The sequence below is a fragment of the Segeticoccus rhizosphaerae genome (genome assembly GCF_005222685.1).
In the GTDB taxonomy this organism is placed as follows: domain Bacteria; phylum Actinomycetota; class Actinomycetes; order Actinomycetales; family Dermatophilaceae; genus Segeticoccus; species Segeticoccus rhizosphaerae.
The window spans coordinates 1-15,812 of sequence record NZ_SWMA01000039.1 but is presented as its reverse complement, the minus strand read 5'-3'; the positions used below and the strand labels follow the sequence as shown (position 1 = coordinate 15,812).

At 69.6% G+C, this 15,812-nt stretch carries 11 protein-coding genes and 1 tRNA gene; 4 read left to right on the top strand and 8 right to left on the bottom strand.

Annotated features, from left to right (window positions below; genetic code table 11):
• Positions 1 to 5 precede the first annotated feature (5 nt).
• The 3 genes from FCN22_RS18420 to FCN22_RS18410 all read left to right on the top strand — a co-directional run bounded on the left by FCN22_RS18420 (position 6) and on the right by FCN22_RS18410 (position 2,786).
• Entirely contained in the window at positions 6 to 998 is a 993-nt protein-coding gene (locus FCN22_RS18420) for a branched-chain amino acid ABC transporter permease (protein ID WP_137123031.1), read from the top strand.
• A 163-nt stretch (positions 999 to 1,161) separates the two neighbouring features.
• Positions 1,162 to 2,022, top strand: coding sequence for an ABC transporter ATP-binding protein (locus FCN22_RS18415; protein ID WP_137123049.1), 861 nt, complete (start codon positions 1,162 to 1,164; stop codon positions 2,020 to 2,022).
• Positions 2,019 to 2,786, top strand: a complete 768-nt coding sequence (locus FCN22_RS18410) for an ABC transporter ATP-binding protein (RefSeq protein ID WP_137123030.1) — start codon at positions 2,019 to 2,021, stop codon at positions 2,784 to 2,786. The genes FCN22_RS18415 and FCN22_RS18410 overlap by 4 nt, the downstream gene beginning before the upstream one ends.
• A gap of 140 nt (positions 2,787 to 2,926) precedes the next feature.
• Here the strand turns inward: FCN22_RS18410 and FCN22_RS18405 are convergent, their stop codons facing one another.
• The 5 genes from FCN22_RS18405 to folE form a co-directional block, all read right to left on the bottom strand.
• On the bottom strand, positions 2,927 to 4,207 hold the full coding sequence (locus tag FCN22_RS18405; protein WP_137123029.1) for an ABC transporter substrate-binding protein: 1,281 nt from the start codon (positions 4,205 to 4,207) through the stop codon (positions 2,927 to 2,929).
• A 133-nt stretch (positions 4,208 to 4,340) separates the two neighbouring features.
• Entirely contained in the window at positions 4,341 to 4,916 is a 576-nt protein-coding gene (locus FCN22_RS18400; RefSeq protein ID WP_238384832.1) for an ANTAR domain-containing response regulator, read from the bottom strand.
• Positions 4,917 to 5,113: 197 nt separating this feature from the next.
• Positions 5,114 to 5,196 (bottom strand) — tRNA-Leu (locus FCN22_RS18395).
• A 41-nt stretch (positions 5,197 to 5,237) separates the two neighbouring features.
• Positions 5,238 to 6,464 (bottom strand): NAD(P)/FAD-dependent oxidoreductase, encoded by a 1,227-nt coding sequence (locus FCN22_RS18390; RefSeq protein ID WP_137123027.1) that lies wholly within the window; start codon positions 6,462 to 6,464, stop codon positions 5,238 to 5,240.
• A 28-nt stretch (positions 6,465 to 6,492) separates the two neighbouring features.
• On the bottom strand, positions 6,493 to 7,119 hold the full coding sequence (gene folE, locus FCN22_RS18385; protein WP_137123026.1) for a GTP cyclohydrolase I FolE: 627 nt from the start codon (positions 7,117 to 7,119) through the stop codon (positions 6,493 to 6,495).
• 84 nt (positions 7,120 to 7,203) lie between these two features.
• On the opposite strand from folE, the gene FCN22_RS18380 reads away from it, so the two are divergent.
• Positions 7,204 to 7,995, top strand: a complete 792-nt coding sequence (locus tag FCN22_RS18380; protein ID WP_137123025.1) for a helix-turn-helix transcriptional regulator — start codon at positions 7,204 to 7,206, stop codon at positions 7,993 to 7,995.
• Between the two features lie 51 nt (positions 7,996 to 8,046).
• Here the strand turns inward: FCN22_RS18380 and pyk are convergent, their stop codons facing one another.
• From pyk to gltB, 3 genes are all read right to left on the bottom strand, one after another.
• Positions 8,047 to 9,501: a pyruvate kinase gene (gene pyk / locus FCN22_RS18375; protein WP_137123024.1), complete on the bottom strand. Its 1,455-nt coding sequence runs from the start codon at positions 9,499 to 9,501 to the stop codon at positions 8,047 to 8,049.
• A 107-nt stretch (positions 9,502 to 9,608) separates the two neighbouring features.
• Positions 9,609 to 11,066: a glutamate synthase subunit beta gene (locus tag FCN22_RS18370; protein WP_137123023.1), complete on the bottom strand. Its 1,458-nt coding sequence runs from the start codon at positions 11,064 to 11,066 to the stop codon at positions 9,609 to 9,611.
• A complete protein-coding gene (gene gltB, locus FCN22_RS18365; RefSeq protein ID WP_137123022.1) occupies positions 11,059 to 15,591 on the bottom strand; it encodes a glutamate synthase large subunit in 4,533 nt (1,510 codons plus the stop codon). The genes FCN22_RS18370 and gltB overlap by 8 nt, the downstream gene beginning before the upstream one ends.
• Between the last annotated feature and the right edge of the window lie 221 nt (positions 15,592 to 15,812).

Here is a 15,812-nt window from a genome sequence, read left to right as displayed (position 1 = left end):
ATCACATGGACTTCATCAGCATCCTGTCCGACGCCGCTCGGGGCATGTTCGGCCCCGAGGCGGCGATCTACGCCTTGGCCGCCGTCGGGCTGAACGTGCACTTCGGCTACACCGGGCTGCTCAACTTCGGCCAGGTCGCCTTCATGCTCGTCGGTGCGTATGGCGTGGCCGTCAGCGTCGCGACGTGGGGCCTCCCCCTGGGGGTCGGCGTCCTCATCGGCATCGGGTGCGCGGTCGTGCTGGCCCTGGTCCTGGGCATACCCACGCTGCGGCTCCGCGGCGACTACCTGGCCATCGCGACCATCGCGGCCGGCGAGATCCTACGCTACTTCTACCGGTCCAGCTACGCCCAGCCGCTCACCGGCGGCGTCTACGGGCTGCGTCAGTTCGCTGACGGGTTCTACAACCTCAACCCGTTCACCGGGACCAGCTACGGATTCGGCGCCTTCACCTTCAGCGCCCGCTCCCTGTGGATCATGGTGGTCGGCTGGTCGTTGACCGTGCTGTGCTCGCTGCTGGTCTGGCTGCTCATCCACGCACCGTGGGGGCGCGTGCTGCGGGCAGTCCGAGAGGACGAGCTCGCGGCACGCAGCCTCGGCAAGAACGTCTACGGCTTCAAGCTGCAGAGCCTGGTGCTCGGCGGCATCATCGGCGCGCTCGCCGGCTCGTTGCTGGCGATCAACGTCCAGTCGGTGCAGCCGGACAGCTACAACCCGGTCGTGACGTTCTACCTCTACGCCATCGTCATCCTCGGCGGTGCGAGCCGCATCTGGGGGCCGGTGCTGGGGTCGGTGATCTTCTGGTTCGTCGTCACCTTCCTCGACTCGTTCCTGCGCGCAGCGACCAGCTCCGGCCTCATCCCGTCCAGCATCATCGAGGGATCCGATGTCGGTGCCGTGCGTTTCGCGTTCGTCGGGCTCGGCCTGATGCTGCTCATGATCTTCAAACCCGCGGGAATCCTCGGCAACCGGAAGGAGCTGCGTCTCGATGTCCGATGAACACAGCAGGCCGGGTGACCACCGCGCCGACGACGCGACCGTCCCCGCCGTCCCCCCTGCCGACGGCAATGGAGCGGAGCTGACCGAACAGCTCGACCCCGGTCAGCTGGGTGAGCACGACGAGGTCGAGGAGCGCGAGGAGGCGCTGGAGGCCGCCGCTGCCATGAAGGGGTCCAGCGCCGCCGCCAAGTCGCTCGAAGGCGTGGCTGCAGAGCCCGGTTCACGCAAACCCGACCCGATCCTCGTCGCCGACGACGTGAGCCGGCGCTTCGGTGGCCTCAAGGCCGTGGACGTCTCGCACCTGGAGGTCCAGCGCGGCACGATCACGGCCCTGATCGGCCCCAACGGCGCGGGCAAGTCCACCTTCTTCAACCTGGTGTCGGGCTTCGACAAGCCGAACACCGGCACGTGGAGCTTCAAGGGCACCGACCTGACCGGCATGTCCGCCTACAAGATCGCCCGCCTCGGCATGGTGCGCACCTTCCAGCTGACCAAGGCGCTGATGCGTCTGACCACGCTGGAGAACGTCATGCTGGGCGCGACCGGCCAGCGTGGGGAGCACTTCCTGCCGGCGATCTTCAAGCCCAGTTGGAGCGGGCAGGAGGCCGACAACGAGAAGCGGGCCGATGAGCTGCTCGAGCGCTTCAAGCTGACCCACATGAGGGACGAGTTCGCCGGCACCATGTCCGGCGGACAGCGCAAGCTGCTCGAGATGGCCCGCGCGATGATGGTCCGCCCCTCCCTGATCATGTTGGACGAGCCGATGGCCGGGGTGAACCCCGCCCTCACGCAATCACTGCTCGGGCACATCCAGGCCCTGCGCGACGAGGGCACCACCATCGTGCTCGTCGAGCACGACATGGACGTGATCATGAGCATCAGCGACTGGATCATCTGCTTCGCCGAGGGCAAGGTCATCGCCGAGGGCACGCCGGCCGACATCCGGTCCAACCAGGCCGTGATCGACGCCTACCTCGGCACCAGCCGCGCCCTGCCGGCCGACGAGAAGGAGCCCTCCCCATGAGCACGAGCACCCCGGCAGCAGAGGGCACTTCGGCGGGCGAGGTCCTCCTGCGTTCCGACGAGCTCGTCGCCGGCTACCTGCCGGAGGTCAACATCCTCAACGGCTGCAACGTGCACGTCGAACGGGGAGAGCTCGTGGGCATCATCGGGCCGAACGGTGCCGGCAAGTCCACCCTGATCAAGGCCATGTTCGGCCTGGTCCCGGTGCGCGACGGCAGGGTCCTGCTGCACGACCGCGACATCACCGGGCTCCCGGCCCACAAGCTGGTCAGCCAGGGTCTCGGCTACGTGCCCCAGAACAACAACGTCTTCCCGTCGCTGACCATCGAGGAAAACCTCCAGATGGGGCTCTACCTGCGGCCCAAGGAGTTCAGCCAGCGCTACCAGGCCGTGACCGAGCTGTTCCCCCTGCTCGACCAGCGCAAGGCGCAGAAGTGCAGCTCGCTGTCCGGCGGTGAGCGACAGGTCGTCGCGATGGGGCGCGCGCTGATGACCGACCCGGAGGTCCTCTTCCTCGACGAGCCGTCGGCCGGCCTCTCCCCCATCATGCAGGACACCGTCTTCGAATCGGTCTCCACCATCAACGAGTCCGGCGTCTCCATCCTGATGGTGGAGCAGAACGCGCACCGTTGCCTGGAGATCTGTGACCGCGGCTACGTCCTGGACCAGGGCCGCGACGCCTACACCGGCACCGGCCGCGAGCTGCTGGACGACCCGAAGGTCATCGAGCTCTATCTCGGCACGCTCGCCCGCGTCGATCGCTGAGCCACACGGCATACGTCGCCGGCCGCTGACCTTCGCTCCGCGCGAACCTCACGGCACAAGGAACGGGCCCGCCCACCTCTCGGTGGACGGGGCCCTCCGTGTATGTCGGGCGCTCCGGTCGCCGCCGAAGCGCCACCGGATCACGCGGCGGGAGTGGACTCCTTGGTGTCGAGCGTCTCCAGCTTGCCCTTGTCGTTGTAGCCGTAGACCTCGATGGTGGCCTTGCCGGGCTCGCCCACGTCGGTGAAGTCCAGCGGACCGCTCGCACCGTTGTAGTCGATGTCCTTGCCGTCATCCAGGAGCTTCTTGCAGCTGGCGAAGTCGTTGCACTTCTCGCCGTCCTTGGTGACCTCGTTGAAGGCCGCCTTGAAGTCCTCGGCGGTCGTCGACTTCGTCTTCTCGGCCGCCAGGGCGATCACGTTGACGCAGTCGTAGACCTGCGGGGCGAACTGCAGCTCCTTGAGCTTGGGCGCAAAGGCCTTGAGCTCCTTGGTGAACGAGGGGTTGTCGGCCGACGCCGGCGCCGTGCCCTTCATGCCGGAGAGGACGCCCGGGTTCTTCGGGTCGACCAGCTTGGCCAGATCCGCGCTCCGCAGACCGTCCGCACCGTAGAAGCCGGTCTTCTTCGGGCTCATCCCGGACTCGATCAGGCCCTTGATGATCTGCTTGCCCTCCTCGAACGCGATGATGACCACGGCGTCCGGCTTCGACGCGACGATCTTCTGCACCGTCGCGTTGAAGTTGGTCGCCTTCGGGTCGTAGGTGTCGTCCATGACGACCTCCGCGCCGCTGCTCTCGAGCGACTTCTGGGTCGCCTCGGCGAGGCCCTTGCCGTAGTCGTCGGCACGGGCGATGATCGCGACCTTGCTGTGGCCGTCGCCGACGACGACGTCCGCGAGGACCGGGCCCTGCAGTGCGTCGGACGGCGCGGTGCGGATGTAGTAGCCGTCGTCCTTGTAGTCGGTGAAGGTCGGCGCCGTGTTGGACCCCGAGCACTGTGCCACCTTGGCGCCGGTGACCTTGTCGATGATGGCCAACGACATGCCGGAGGCCGCCGCACCGATGATGCCCTGGACGCCCTGGTTGAGGACGCGGTCCGCAGACTGCGAGGCGATGGCCTGGTCGCCGGCCTCGTCACCGCTGACCGGGCTGGGGATGTCCTTGCCGAGCACCCCGCCCGATTCGTTGATCTTCTTGATGGCGAACTTCATCGCCTCGATCTGCGGCGGGCCGAGGTAGGCCAGGTCGCCAGTCTCCGGGAGTACGTAGCCGAGCTTCAAGGCTTCCGCGCTGCCACCTCCGTCGCCGGTGCTGCCACTGGCACCGTCGCCGGCGTCGCCCCCGTTGCTGCCGCAGGCTGCAGCGGCCATCATGACCGATGCCGTGAGTGCCACAAGCTTCATCCGCTTGGCTGTGCGCATTCGTTCTCCTCGTGAGACTGGATGGGCCGTCATCAGTGACGGCCCAGCAGGTAATGGTGCCGACCCTAGTCGAGTTCGGTGCGCGCACAGAGGGCTGTGACGAACCTGTTATGACACCGTGGCCGAGCCGCGGTCAGGTGTCCTTCCCACGCGCCCCCGCGATGACGGCCTCGGCGACCTGCCGCATGCCGAGGCGCCGGTCCATGGCCGCCTTCTGGATCCACCGGAAGGCACCGGCCTCGTCCAGGCCCAGCTGATCCATCAGGATTCCCTTGGCCCGGTCGAGGGCCTTGCGGGTGGCCAACCGTTCACCGAGGTCGGCCACCTCGGTTTCCAGCGCCTTTCGCTCACGCCACCGGGATCGCGCGATCGTGAGGGCAGGAGCGAGGTCGGCTGCCGTGAAGGGCTTGAGGACGTAGGCCATCACGCCGGCATCACTCGCCCGCTCGACCAGGCCCTTGTCGCTGAACGCCGTCAACATGACGACCGGCGCAATCCCTTGGGCACCAATCCGCTCCGCGGCACTGATGCCGTCCAGCAGCGGCATCTTCACGTCGAGGATGACCAGGTCGGGCCGCAGCTCGCTCGCGAGCTCCACCGCGCGCAGGCCGTCCCTGGCCTGCCCCACCACGTCATATCCCGCCTCGGTGAGCATCTCGGCCAGGTCGAGCCGGATCAGGGCCTCGTCCTCGGCGACCAGCACTCTCAACCCGGAATCGGTCCCGGCGGGTTCTGCGGGATCCGTGCCGCCGCTCGGTTGCTGCTCGTCGCTCACCGGATCAGCCTAGCGAGCAGCTGGCCCGCCCCGAGCCGAGCGACCATGCGGCGGACGCTGGTGAGCGATGATCGGATGAGAAGGAAACAGGGCCCTATCGCGAAGGCAACAACCATTCGGTACGGATGGGGTGCCGAGGGCGGGACTCGAACCCGCACGCCCTTTCGAGCAGAGCATTTTGAGTGCTCCGTGTCTGCCGTTCCACCACCCCGGCTGGGTGCGCGGACAGCATACCGGGCGAATCCGGGTCAGAACTCATCCCCTCGGGGCCAGCTCGGCGAGCGGGACAGAGGTGTCGGCGAGGCGCTCGGGGTCGACCTCTGCCCTGGCCTTCACGAGGGCCTTGATGTCATCGCCGGCGTCCCAGATGTTCGCGTTCATCCCGGCCAGGACCCGGCCGCCCTTGAGCCAGAACGCGAGGAACTCCCGTCCCTCGACGTCACCGCGCAGCACCACCCGGTCCCAGTCGGTGGCGTAGCCGTTGTACTCCATGCCGAGGTCGAACTGGTCGGAGAAGAAGTAGGGCACCTTCTGGTATGCCGTGTGCTCACCGAGCATGTTGCGCGCAGCCCACTCTCCCTGGCTGCGTGCGTTGGCCCAGTGCTCGACGCGGATCCGCTGCTCCAGCAACGGGTTCCAGGCGTTGGCGATGTCTCCCGCGGCGTAGACGCCGTCGGCGCTGGTGGCGAGGTACTCATCGACCACCACGCCGTTGTCCACCTCGAGGCCAGCGGCCTCGGCGAGCTCGGTCCTCGGCCGGACACCGACCCCCACGACGACCAGGTCGGCCTCCACCACCTGGCCGTCGCTCGTGCGCACCCCGCTCGCCCGATCGCTGCCCTCGATCCGCTCCACGCCGGTCGTGTAGTGCTGCTCGATCCCGTGCTCGGCCTGCAGCGTCTTGTAGACCCCGCCCACCTCCGGCCCCAGCACCCGCTCCAGCGGGTACTGCTCCGGAGCGATGATCGCCACGTCGGCGCCGAGCTGGCGGACCGATGCCGCCACCTCCGACCCGATCCAGCCCGCCCCGATCACCGCGACGCGGCCAGCTCCACGCGCTGCCTTCTGCAACGCCTCGGACTCGCCCATGGTGCGCAACGACACGACGCCCGGCAGGTCCACACCGGGCAGCGGGAGCTGTTTGTTCTCCGCCCCCGTGGCCAGCAGCAACGCGTCATACGAGACCTGCTCGCCGCCCTCGAGGGTGACGGTGCGAGCCGCTGGGTCGAACGCCGTGGCGCGGGTGCCGGTGCGCAGGTCGATGTCGTGCTCGGCGTAGTAGCCCTCGTCGTGCACGTAGGGTTTGCTCGCCTTCGGGTCGCCACGCAGGTACTCCTTGGACAGCGGAGGTCGCTCGTAGGGACGCTCCTGCTCGGCGCCGATCAGCACGATCCGGGCGTCGCCGTCGCCCTTGCGCAGGGCGGCGGCCGCGGTGGCCCCGGTCAGGCTCGCGCCGACGATGACGAAGGTCTGCTGGCTCATTCCCTACTCCTTGACGATCGAGTGACGGTCAGACGCAACCGGCGAGCGCGAAGAACTCCTGGCGCGTGCGGGGGTCGTCCCGCAACGCACCGTGCACCGCGCTTGTGACCGTACGCGACCCGGACGCCCGGACGCCACGCAAGGACATGCACAGGTGCTCGGCCTCGATGATGACGCCGACCCCTCGCGGCTCCAGGTGGTCCTGCAGCCAGCCCGCGACCTGGGTCGTCAGCCGCTCCTGCACCTGCAGGTCGCGGGCGAACAGCTCGACGACCCTGGCCAGTTTGGACAGGCCGAGGATCCGCTCGCCGGGCAGGTAGGCCACGTGAGCCACCCCCTGGAACGGCAGCATGTGGTGCTCGCACAGCGACTGCACCGGGATGCTCCGCGCGAGCACGAGCTCGTCGTAGTGCTCGTCGTTGGGAAAGGTCGTCAGGTCGAACTCGCGGGGCGTCAGCAGCTCATGCATCGAGTGCGCCACCCGTCGTGGTGTCTCGGCCAGGTGCTCCGAGGAGGGGTCGCGCCCCAGCGCCAGGAGCAGGTCGTAGATCGCGCGCTCCGTCGCATCCAGGTCGATGCCCCGGCCGCCGCGCACCACGTGCAGCGGAGGGACGACGGACGTCAGGACGTCATACGAAGGCTCGGCGCTGCTCATGACACTCCTTCTAAAGTTGATTTAATCGGATTTTAGACCCTCGTCACGCTTACCGTCAACGACTTTAGGTTTTAGACTGTTGGTATGCCGTTGACCCAGCAATCCGACGAGGCACCCGAGGTGCCGGGTGCCGCGAGCGCCGATCCGGTGGCCGCCGTCGCGGCCCTGGACGAGCCCACGCGGCGCCGCCTGTATGACGTGGTGGCCCGTGCGCAGCGCCCGCTGAGCCGCGACGACGCGGCTGCCGAGGTGGGGATCTCGCGCGGCACCGCGGCCTTCCACCTCGACCGGCTGGCCGCGCGCGGCTTGTTGGAGGTGACGTTCGAGCGCCTGACCGGGCGCACCGGTCCGGGTGCCGGACGACCCGCCAAGCTCTACCGGCGGGCCAGGTCGGACGTGGCGGTGTCGCTGCCTGGCCGGCGCTACGACCTGGCCGGACGCCTCTTGGTGCAGACCGTCGCAGACATCGAGTCCTCCGGGGACAGGCCGCGCGACGTGCTGACCCGGCACGCCCGCCGGGAAGGTGTCGCCCTCGGCGCGGCCGGCCTCGACGTGCAGGAGGTCCTCGAGGACTGCGGCTACGAGCCGCGAGAGACGACCCGGGCGGGCGAGTCCGGCGGAGGCAGCCAGGAGGTGGAGCAGTCGGCCTCCCCGCCGGACCCCGCTTCGGCCGCAGAGCCGGCGTCCGGCCCCGGGCCGGACCTGGTGCTGGCCAACTGCCCGTTCCACGAGATGGTCGGTGAGCACCCGGAGCTGGTCTGCGGGATGAACCTGCACCTCATCGAGGGCGTGCTCGAGGGGTTGCACGAGGAGCACTACACCGCGTGCCTCGACCCTGCCGAAGGCCGATGCTGCGTGCGCCTACGTCACCGCTGACCGGCGGGCGCCATTCGGCGAATCCCGGTGCGGGAGCGGCTGTTCGCTTGGCTACTTGCCTGCGAGGTCGCCATACGCCGGCGCGACCTTGTTGCGGGCGTCACCCATCGTGTGCACGCGAAGGGCGTTGGTCGACCCGGGGATTCCGGGGGGCGAGCCGGCCACGATGACCACGATGTCGCCCTCCACCGCCCGGCCGCCGTCGAGCAGGTGCTGGTCGACCTGCATCGCCATCTCGTCGGTGTGGCGGGCCATCGGGACCAGGTAGGTCTCCACGCCCCAGGTCAGGGCGAGCTGTGACCTGGTGGCCTGGATCGGGGTGAACGCGATCATCGGCAACGTCGAGCGCAGCCGGGCGATCCGGTTGGCGGTGTCGCCCGACTGCGTGAAGGTGACCAGGTAGCGCGCGCCGAGCAGCTCGCCTATCTCGGCCGCCGCCAGGGTCACGGCCCCACCCATGGTGTGCGGGCGGGTCCCCAGCGGCTCGACCCGGCCGAGCCCGTGCTCCTCGGTGCTCGCGATGATCCGGGCCATCGTGCTGACCGCGTGGACCGGGAAGTCGCCCACGCTGGTCTCCCCGGACAGCATGATCGCGTCGGCGCCGTCGAGGACCGCGTTGGCGCAGTCGCTGGCCTCCGCCCTCGTCGGTCGGGCGTTGTGGATCATCGACTCGAGCACCTGCGTGGCCACGATGACCGGTTTGGCATTGCGGCGCGAGATCTCGATGGCCTCCTTCTGCACGATCGGCACCTCCTCGAGCGGCATCTCGACGCCGAGGTCGCCGCGGGCCACCATCACGCCGTCGAAGGCGTCGATGATCTCCTCCAGGTGCTCGACCGCCTGCGGCTTCTCGATCTTGGCGATGACCGGGAGGTGCACGCCCTCCTCGTCCATGATCTTGTGCACGTCCTCGACGTCGGCCGCCGACCGCACGAAGGACAGGGCAACCAGGTCGGCACGCAGGTGGAGGGCCCAGCGCAGATCGGCCTCGTCCTTCTCGGTGAGGGCGGGCACACTGACCGCCACGCCCGGCAGGTTGATCCCCTTGTGGTCGGAGACCTCACCACCCTCGATCACCTCGGTGACGACGTTGGTGCCCGTCACCTGCACGGCCCGCAACGCGATCTTGCCGTCGTCGATGAGCAGCATGTCGCCCTTGGCGACGTCGCCCGGCAGGCCGGAATAGGTGGTGGAAACCCGCTGCTGGTCCCCGTCCACGTCGTCGGTGGTGATGGTGAACCGGTCCCCCTTGACCAGGGAGACGGGACCGGCGGCGAAGGTACCGGTGCGGATCTTCGGGCCCTGGAGGTCGACGAGCACACCCACGGCGTGGCCGGACTCGTCGCTGGCCTGTCGCACGTCCCGATAGACCTTCTCGTGGTCCGAGTAGGAGCCGTGGGAGAGGTTCAGCCGGGCGACGTCCATCCCTGCGGCGACGAGCTCACGCAGCCGTTGCGGGGACGACGAGGCAGGACCGAGGGTGCAGACGATCTTGGCACGGCGCATGGCTCGATCCTAAGGGCCAGCCCCCCTCGACCGGACACCTCGGGCGCGAGCGCTCTCATGGGCTCACGCCCGAGAAAGCACACGGCACAGGTGTCCGGCCGGGGAGCTCAGGGGGTGAGTGGACGGTCGGTCGGGGCAACGGGCCGTGGCAGGGCGGATGAGCCGCGCAGCCAGGCGTCGACCCCGTGCGCCGCCGACCGGCCCTCGGCGATCGCCCACACGATCAGCGACTGGCCCCGTCCTGCGTCACCCGCCACGAAGACTCCGGGCACCGAGGTCATGAACGCGTCGTCCCGCCGGACGTTCGAGCGCTCGTCGAGCTCGACGCCGAGCTGCTCCACCACACCGGAGCGCTCCGGCCCGACGAATCCCATGGCCAGCAGCACCAGCTGCGCGGGCAGCTCCCGCTCCGTCCCGGGGACCGGCACCGGCCCCCGCTCGCCCAGCTCGACCTCGACCAGACGCAGCGCCCTGACCCGTCCGTGCTCGTCCTGGAGGACCTCCTCGGTGCTCGTGGCGTAGACCCGGTCGCCGCCCTCCTCGTGCGCGCTCGAGACGCGGAACAGCATCGGGTAGGTCGGCCACGGCTGGGCATCCGGGCGGTCGGCACCGGGCCGGGGCAGGATCTCGAGCTGCGTGACGGACCGTGCGCCCTGACGCAGCGCCGTGCCGAGGCAGTCGGCCCCGGTGTCGCCGCCGCCGATGATCACGACGTCCTTGCCGGTCGCGACCACCTGCCCGGGAGCCTCTTCGCCGAGCGCCGCCCGGTTGGCCGGCGGCAGGTATTCCATCGCCTGCACGACGCCTTCCGCCTCCCGGCCGGGCACGGGCAGGTCGCGGGGCACGGTGGATCCGATGGCGAGCACGACGGCGTCATAGCGCTGCCGCAGCTGCTCACCAGTGAGGTCGCGGCCGATGTCCACCCCGCTCTTGAACCGGGTGCCCTCGGTGCGCATCTGGTCGATGCGCCGGTCGAGGACCGACTTCTCCATCTTGAACTCGGGTATGCCGTAACGCAGCAGCCCACCGGGGCGGTCGGCCCGCTCGAAGACCGCGACCGTGTGCCCCGCCCGGGTCAGTTGCTGCGCGACGGCCAGACCCGCCGGCCCGGACCCCACCACCGCGACCGTCTTGCCGCTCAGCCGTCCGGGCAGCTGTGGCGTGACGTTGCCGTCCGCGAAGGCGCGCTCGATCGTGGTGACCTCCACCTGCTTGATCGTCACCGCCGGCTGGCTGATGCCGAGCACACAGGCCGACTCGCACGGAGCGGGGCACAGTCGACCGGTGAACTCCGGGAAGTTGTTGGTCGCGTGCAACCGCTCGATGGCGCCCGGCCAGTCGCCACGTCGAGCCAGGTCGTTCCACTCCGGGATGAGGTTGCCCAGTGGACATCCGCTGTGGCAGAAGGGAATCCCACAGTCCATGCATCGTCCGGCCTGCCGGCGCAGTTCGCCCTCCTCCTGCTGCTCATACACCTCCCGCCAGTCCATCAGCCGGATCGGCACCGGGCGGCGGCGCGGCAGCTCGCGTTCGCGGGTGGTCAGAAATCCTCGGGGATCAGCCATGGTGCGCCTCCATGATCTGCCGCCACGCCTCCGGACCGTCGGGGTCGCGGCCGGCGGCCTCGGCGCCGGACCGGATGTCGAGCACCCTCTGGTAGTCACGTGGCAGCACGAGTGTGAATCTCTCCGCGCTGGCCGGCCAGTCGTCGAGCAACCGCGCGGCCACGGCGGATTCGGTCCACTCCGCGTGGTGCCGCAAGAGCTCGTGCACCGTCGCCCGGTCCTGCTCGCGGAGGGGGACGAGGTCCACCAGCTCGGTGTTGACCCGGTCCGCGCGCAGATCAAGGGCGAAGGCCCGTCCTCCCGACATGCCGGCTGCGAAGTTGCGTCCGACCGGACCGAGCACCAGCACCGTTCCACCGGTCATGTACTCGCACCCATGGTCGCCGACACCCTCGACGACGGCGCTGGCGCCGGAGTTGCGCACGGCGAACCGCTCCCCCACCAGTCCGCGGATGAACAGCTCACCGCTGGTGGCGCCATAGCCGATGACGTTGCCGGCGATGACGTTCTGCTCCGCGGCCATCGCGGCCTCGCGCAGCGGGCGCACGACCACCCGGCCGCCGGACAGGCCCTTGCCGACGTAGTCGTTGGCCTCGCCGAAGAGCCGCAGGGTGATGCCGGCCGGCAGGAACGCGCCGAGCGACTGGCCCGCGGCGCCGGTGAGCGAGATGTCGATGGTGCCGTCCGACAGTCCCTGGGTGTGGCGCTTGGTGACCTCGTGCCCCAGCATCGTGCCCACGGCCCGGTTCACGTTGGTGACGGGCAGCTCGATCCGCACCGGCTGGCCACCGTCCAACCCGTCCCGGCTCAGCTCGATGAGTCGCTGGTCGAGCACCTTCTCGAGCCCGTGGTCCTGTGCCACCGTGTGCCGCAGCGTGGTCCCGGCGGGCCGCTCGCCGCCGGCGAGGACCGGTGACAGGTCCAGGCCGCTGGCCTTCCAGTGCTCTATGGCGGCGCGGACATCCAGCGCACCGACCTGGCCGATGGCCTCGTCGAGCGAGCGGAACCCGAGGTGGGCCAGCAGCTCGCGCACCTCCTGCGCGATGTACTCGAAGAAGGTCTCGACGAATTCGGGCCGGCCGGTGAACCGCGCCCGCAGCTCGGGATTCTGGGTGGCGATACCGACAGGGCAGGTGTCCAGGTGGCAGACCCGCATCATCACGCAGCCGCTGACCACCAGCGGTGCCGTGGCGAACCCGAACTCCTCGGCTCCGAGCAGGGCGGCGATGACCACGTCGCGCCCGGTCTTGAGCTGGCCGTCGACCTGCACCACGATCCGGTCCCGGAGGCCGCCGAGCAGCAGCGTCTGCTGGGTCTCGGCGAGGCCGAGCTCCCAGGGCGCGCCCGCATGCTTGAGCGAGGTCAGCGGGGCGGCGCCCGTGCCACCGTCGTGGCCCGACACGAGGACGACGTCGGCGTGCGCCTTGCTCACGCCCGCAGCGACGGTCCCGATGCCGACCTCCGAGACCAGCTTGACGTGCACCCGTGCGGCCGGGTTGGCGTTCTTGAGGTCGAAGATGAGCTGCGCCAGGTCCTCGATCGAGTAGATGTCGTGGTGCGGCGGCGGCGAGATGAGCCCGACGCCGGGGGTGGAGTGACGGGTCCGAGCCACCCACGGGTAGACCTTCGGTCCCGGCAGCTGGCCGCCCTCCCCCGGCTTGGCACCCTGCGCCATCTTGATCTGCAGGTCGTCCGCAGCCGTCAGGTAGAGACTGGTCACGCCGAACCGGCCCGACGCGATCTGCTTGATCGCCGAGCGGCGCACCGGGTCGAGCAGCCGGTCTGCGTCCTCGCCGCCCTCGCCCGTGTTGGAACGCGCACCGATGCGGTTCATCGCCACCGCGAGCGTCTCGTGCGCCTCCTGGCTGATCGAGCCGTAGCTCATCGCGCCCGTGGAGAAGCGGGTCATGATCGCGCTCGCGGGCTCGACCTCGTCCAGCGGCACCGGCGTCCGGTCGCCCGGATCCAGCTCGAACAGCCCCCGCAACGTCATCAACCGGGCCGACTGCTCGTTCACCCGGGCGGTGTACTTCCGGAAGACGTCGAACCGGCGGGCACGGGTGGAGTGCTGCAACCGGAACACGGTCTCGGGGTCGAACAGGTGCTCCTCGCCGTCCCTGCGCCACTGGTACTCACCGCCGGACGCCAGCAGGCTCGAGGACGGGCCGCTCTCCGGGTATGCCGTGCCGTGCCGCGCCGCGACCTCCGCGGCGATGACGTCCAGTCCGACGCCCCCGAGCCGGGAGACGGTGCCGGTGAAGTAGTCGTCGACCAGCTCCTGCGACAGACCGATCGCCTCGAACACCTGCGCCCCGCGGTACGAGGCGACCGTCGAGATGCCCATCTTGGACATCACCTTCAACACGCCCTTGCCGAGCGCCTTGATCAGGGCCCGGACCGCCTCCTCCGGCGAGACCTCCCCCACCTCACCGGTGCGCGCCAGCTCCTCGACCGACTCCATCGCCAGGTAGGGGTTGACCGCGGCCGCGCCGTAGCCGATCAGCAGCGCCACGTGGTGGACCTCGCGAACGTCACCGGCCTCGACGAGCAGACCCACCTCGGTGCGGGTCTTCTCCCGGATCAGGTGGTGGTGCACGGCCGAGGTGAGCAGCAGCGACGGGATCGGGGCCAGGCCGCGGTGGGAGTCACGGTCGGACAAGACGATGAACCGGGCACCCCCGGCGATGGCGGCGGACACCTCCCGCAGGATCTCCTCGAGCCGCCGGCGCATCGCCTCGCCGCCACCGGCCACGTCGTAGAGCCCCCGCACCACGTGGGTCGCGTAGCCGGGCAGGTCGCCGTCGGCGTTGATGTGCACGATCTTGGCCAGCTCGTCGTTGTCGATCACCGGGAAGGGCAGGACGACCTGGCGTGCGTGCGCCGGGCCTGCCTCCAGCGCGTTCCCCTCCGGGCCCATGGTGGTGCCGAGCGAGGTCACGAGCTCCTCGCGGATCGCGTCCAACGGTGGGTTGGTCACCTGCGCGAACAGCTGGGTGAAGTAGTCGAAGAGCAGCCTGGGCCGGCTGGACAGCACCGCCACCGGCGTGTCGGTGCCCATCGACCCGAGCGCCTCGACTCCGGTCGACATGGGCGACAAGAGGATCCGCAGATCCTCCTGGGTGTAGCCGAACGTCTGCTGCCGCCGCGTCACCGAGGCCGACGTGTGCACCACGTGCTCGCGGTCGGGCAGGTCCCGCAGGTGGATCAACCCGGCGTGCAGCCAGTTCTCGTAGGGGTGCTCGGCGGCGAGCGAGGCCTTCACCTCCTCGTCGCTGACCAACCGGCCGTGAGCGGTGTCCACCAGGAACATCCGGCCCGGGGCCAACCTCCCCTTGCGGACCACCGTCGCAGGGTCCAGGTCGAGGACACCGGCCTCGGAGGCGAGCACGACCAGCCCGTCCGTGGTCACGGCATACCGGCCCGGCCGCAGGCCGTTGCGGTCGAGCACGGCGCCGATCAGCGAGCCGTCGGTGAAGGTCACGCAGGCAGGTCCGTCCCAGGGCTCCATGAAGGTGGAGTGGTATTCGTAGAACGCCCTGCGCGCGGGGTCCATCTCCTCGTGGTTCTCCCACGCCTCGGGGATGGTCATCAGCACCGCGTGGGGCAGTGATCGCCCCGACACGTGCAACAGCTCGAGGACCTCGTCGAAGGTCGCAGAGTCCGAGGCCCCCGGACTGCAGATCGGGAAGACGCGGGACAGGTCTCCGGGGATCACCGGGGTGGCCAGCTGGCTCTCTCGCGCGTGCATCCAGTTGCGGTTGCCGCGCACGGTGTTGATCTCGCCGTTGTGGGCGATCAGCCGGTAGGGGTGGGCCAGGGGCCAGGAGGGGAACGTGTTCGTCGAGAACCGCGAGTGCACCAGGGCCAGCTCGGTGGCGAACGCACGGTCGGACAGGTCCGGGAAGAACGGCTCGAGCTGGCCGGTGGTCAGCATCCCCTTGTATACGAGGGTGCGCGACGACAGCGACGGGAAATAGACCTGCAGGTCGCGCTCGGCCCGCTTGCGCAGGCAGAAGGCGCGACGCTCGAGGCCCATCCCGATCTCGTGACCGGTCGCCGCGGTGACGAACAGCTGGCGGAAGACCGGCATGCAGGCACGGGCCGCTCCCCCGATCAGGTTCGGCTCGACCGGGACGTCGCGCCAGCCGAGCACCCGCAGGCCCTCCTCGGCGGCCAGCGCCTCGACAGCCGCCACAACCTGCTCCCGCTCGAGCGCATCGCTCGGCAGGAAGGCGATCCCCACGGCATACGCGCCCTTGCGAGGAAGCTCGAAGTCGACAGCGCCGCGCAGGAACCGGTCAGGCACCTGGGTGAGGATGCCCGCTCCGTCGCCGACTCCCGGGTCGGCACCGGTGGCGCCGCGGTGCTCCATGTTGCGCAGCGCTGTGAGCGCGAGGTCGATGATGTCGTGCCCCGCGCTCCCGCGCATCGTCGCGACGAACGCGACCCCGCAGGCATCGTGCTCCTGGGCAGGGTCGTAGAGGCCCTGCGCGGGTGGAGTGGTGGAGAAGGCTGTGACGCCCACGGTCGATCACCGTCCTAGCTGCTGTCTCGAGTTCACTCGGGACCGCGCGTGGACGACGGTGGCCACTGCGTGGTGCGGGCACCCTACCCGTGCTGCTCACTGCCGGGACAGACCCGTTCGTATGCCGAGACCGGCTCGCTTGGCCTAGTACTACAGCCGCACTTATGGTGAGGCGCCGCGGCGGGCGTAGTGGCAGCGTTGGGCGCGGGCTTGATGTCGGC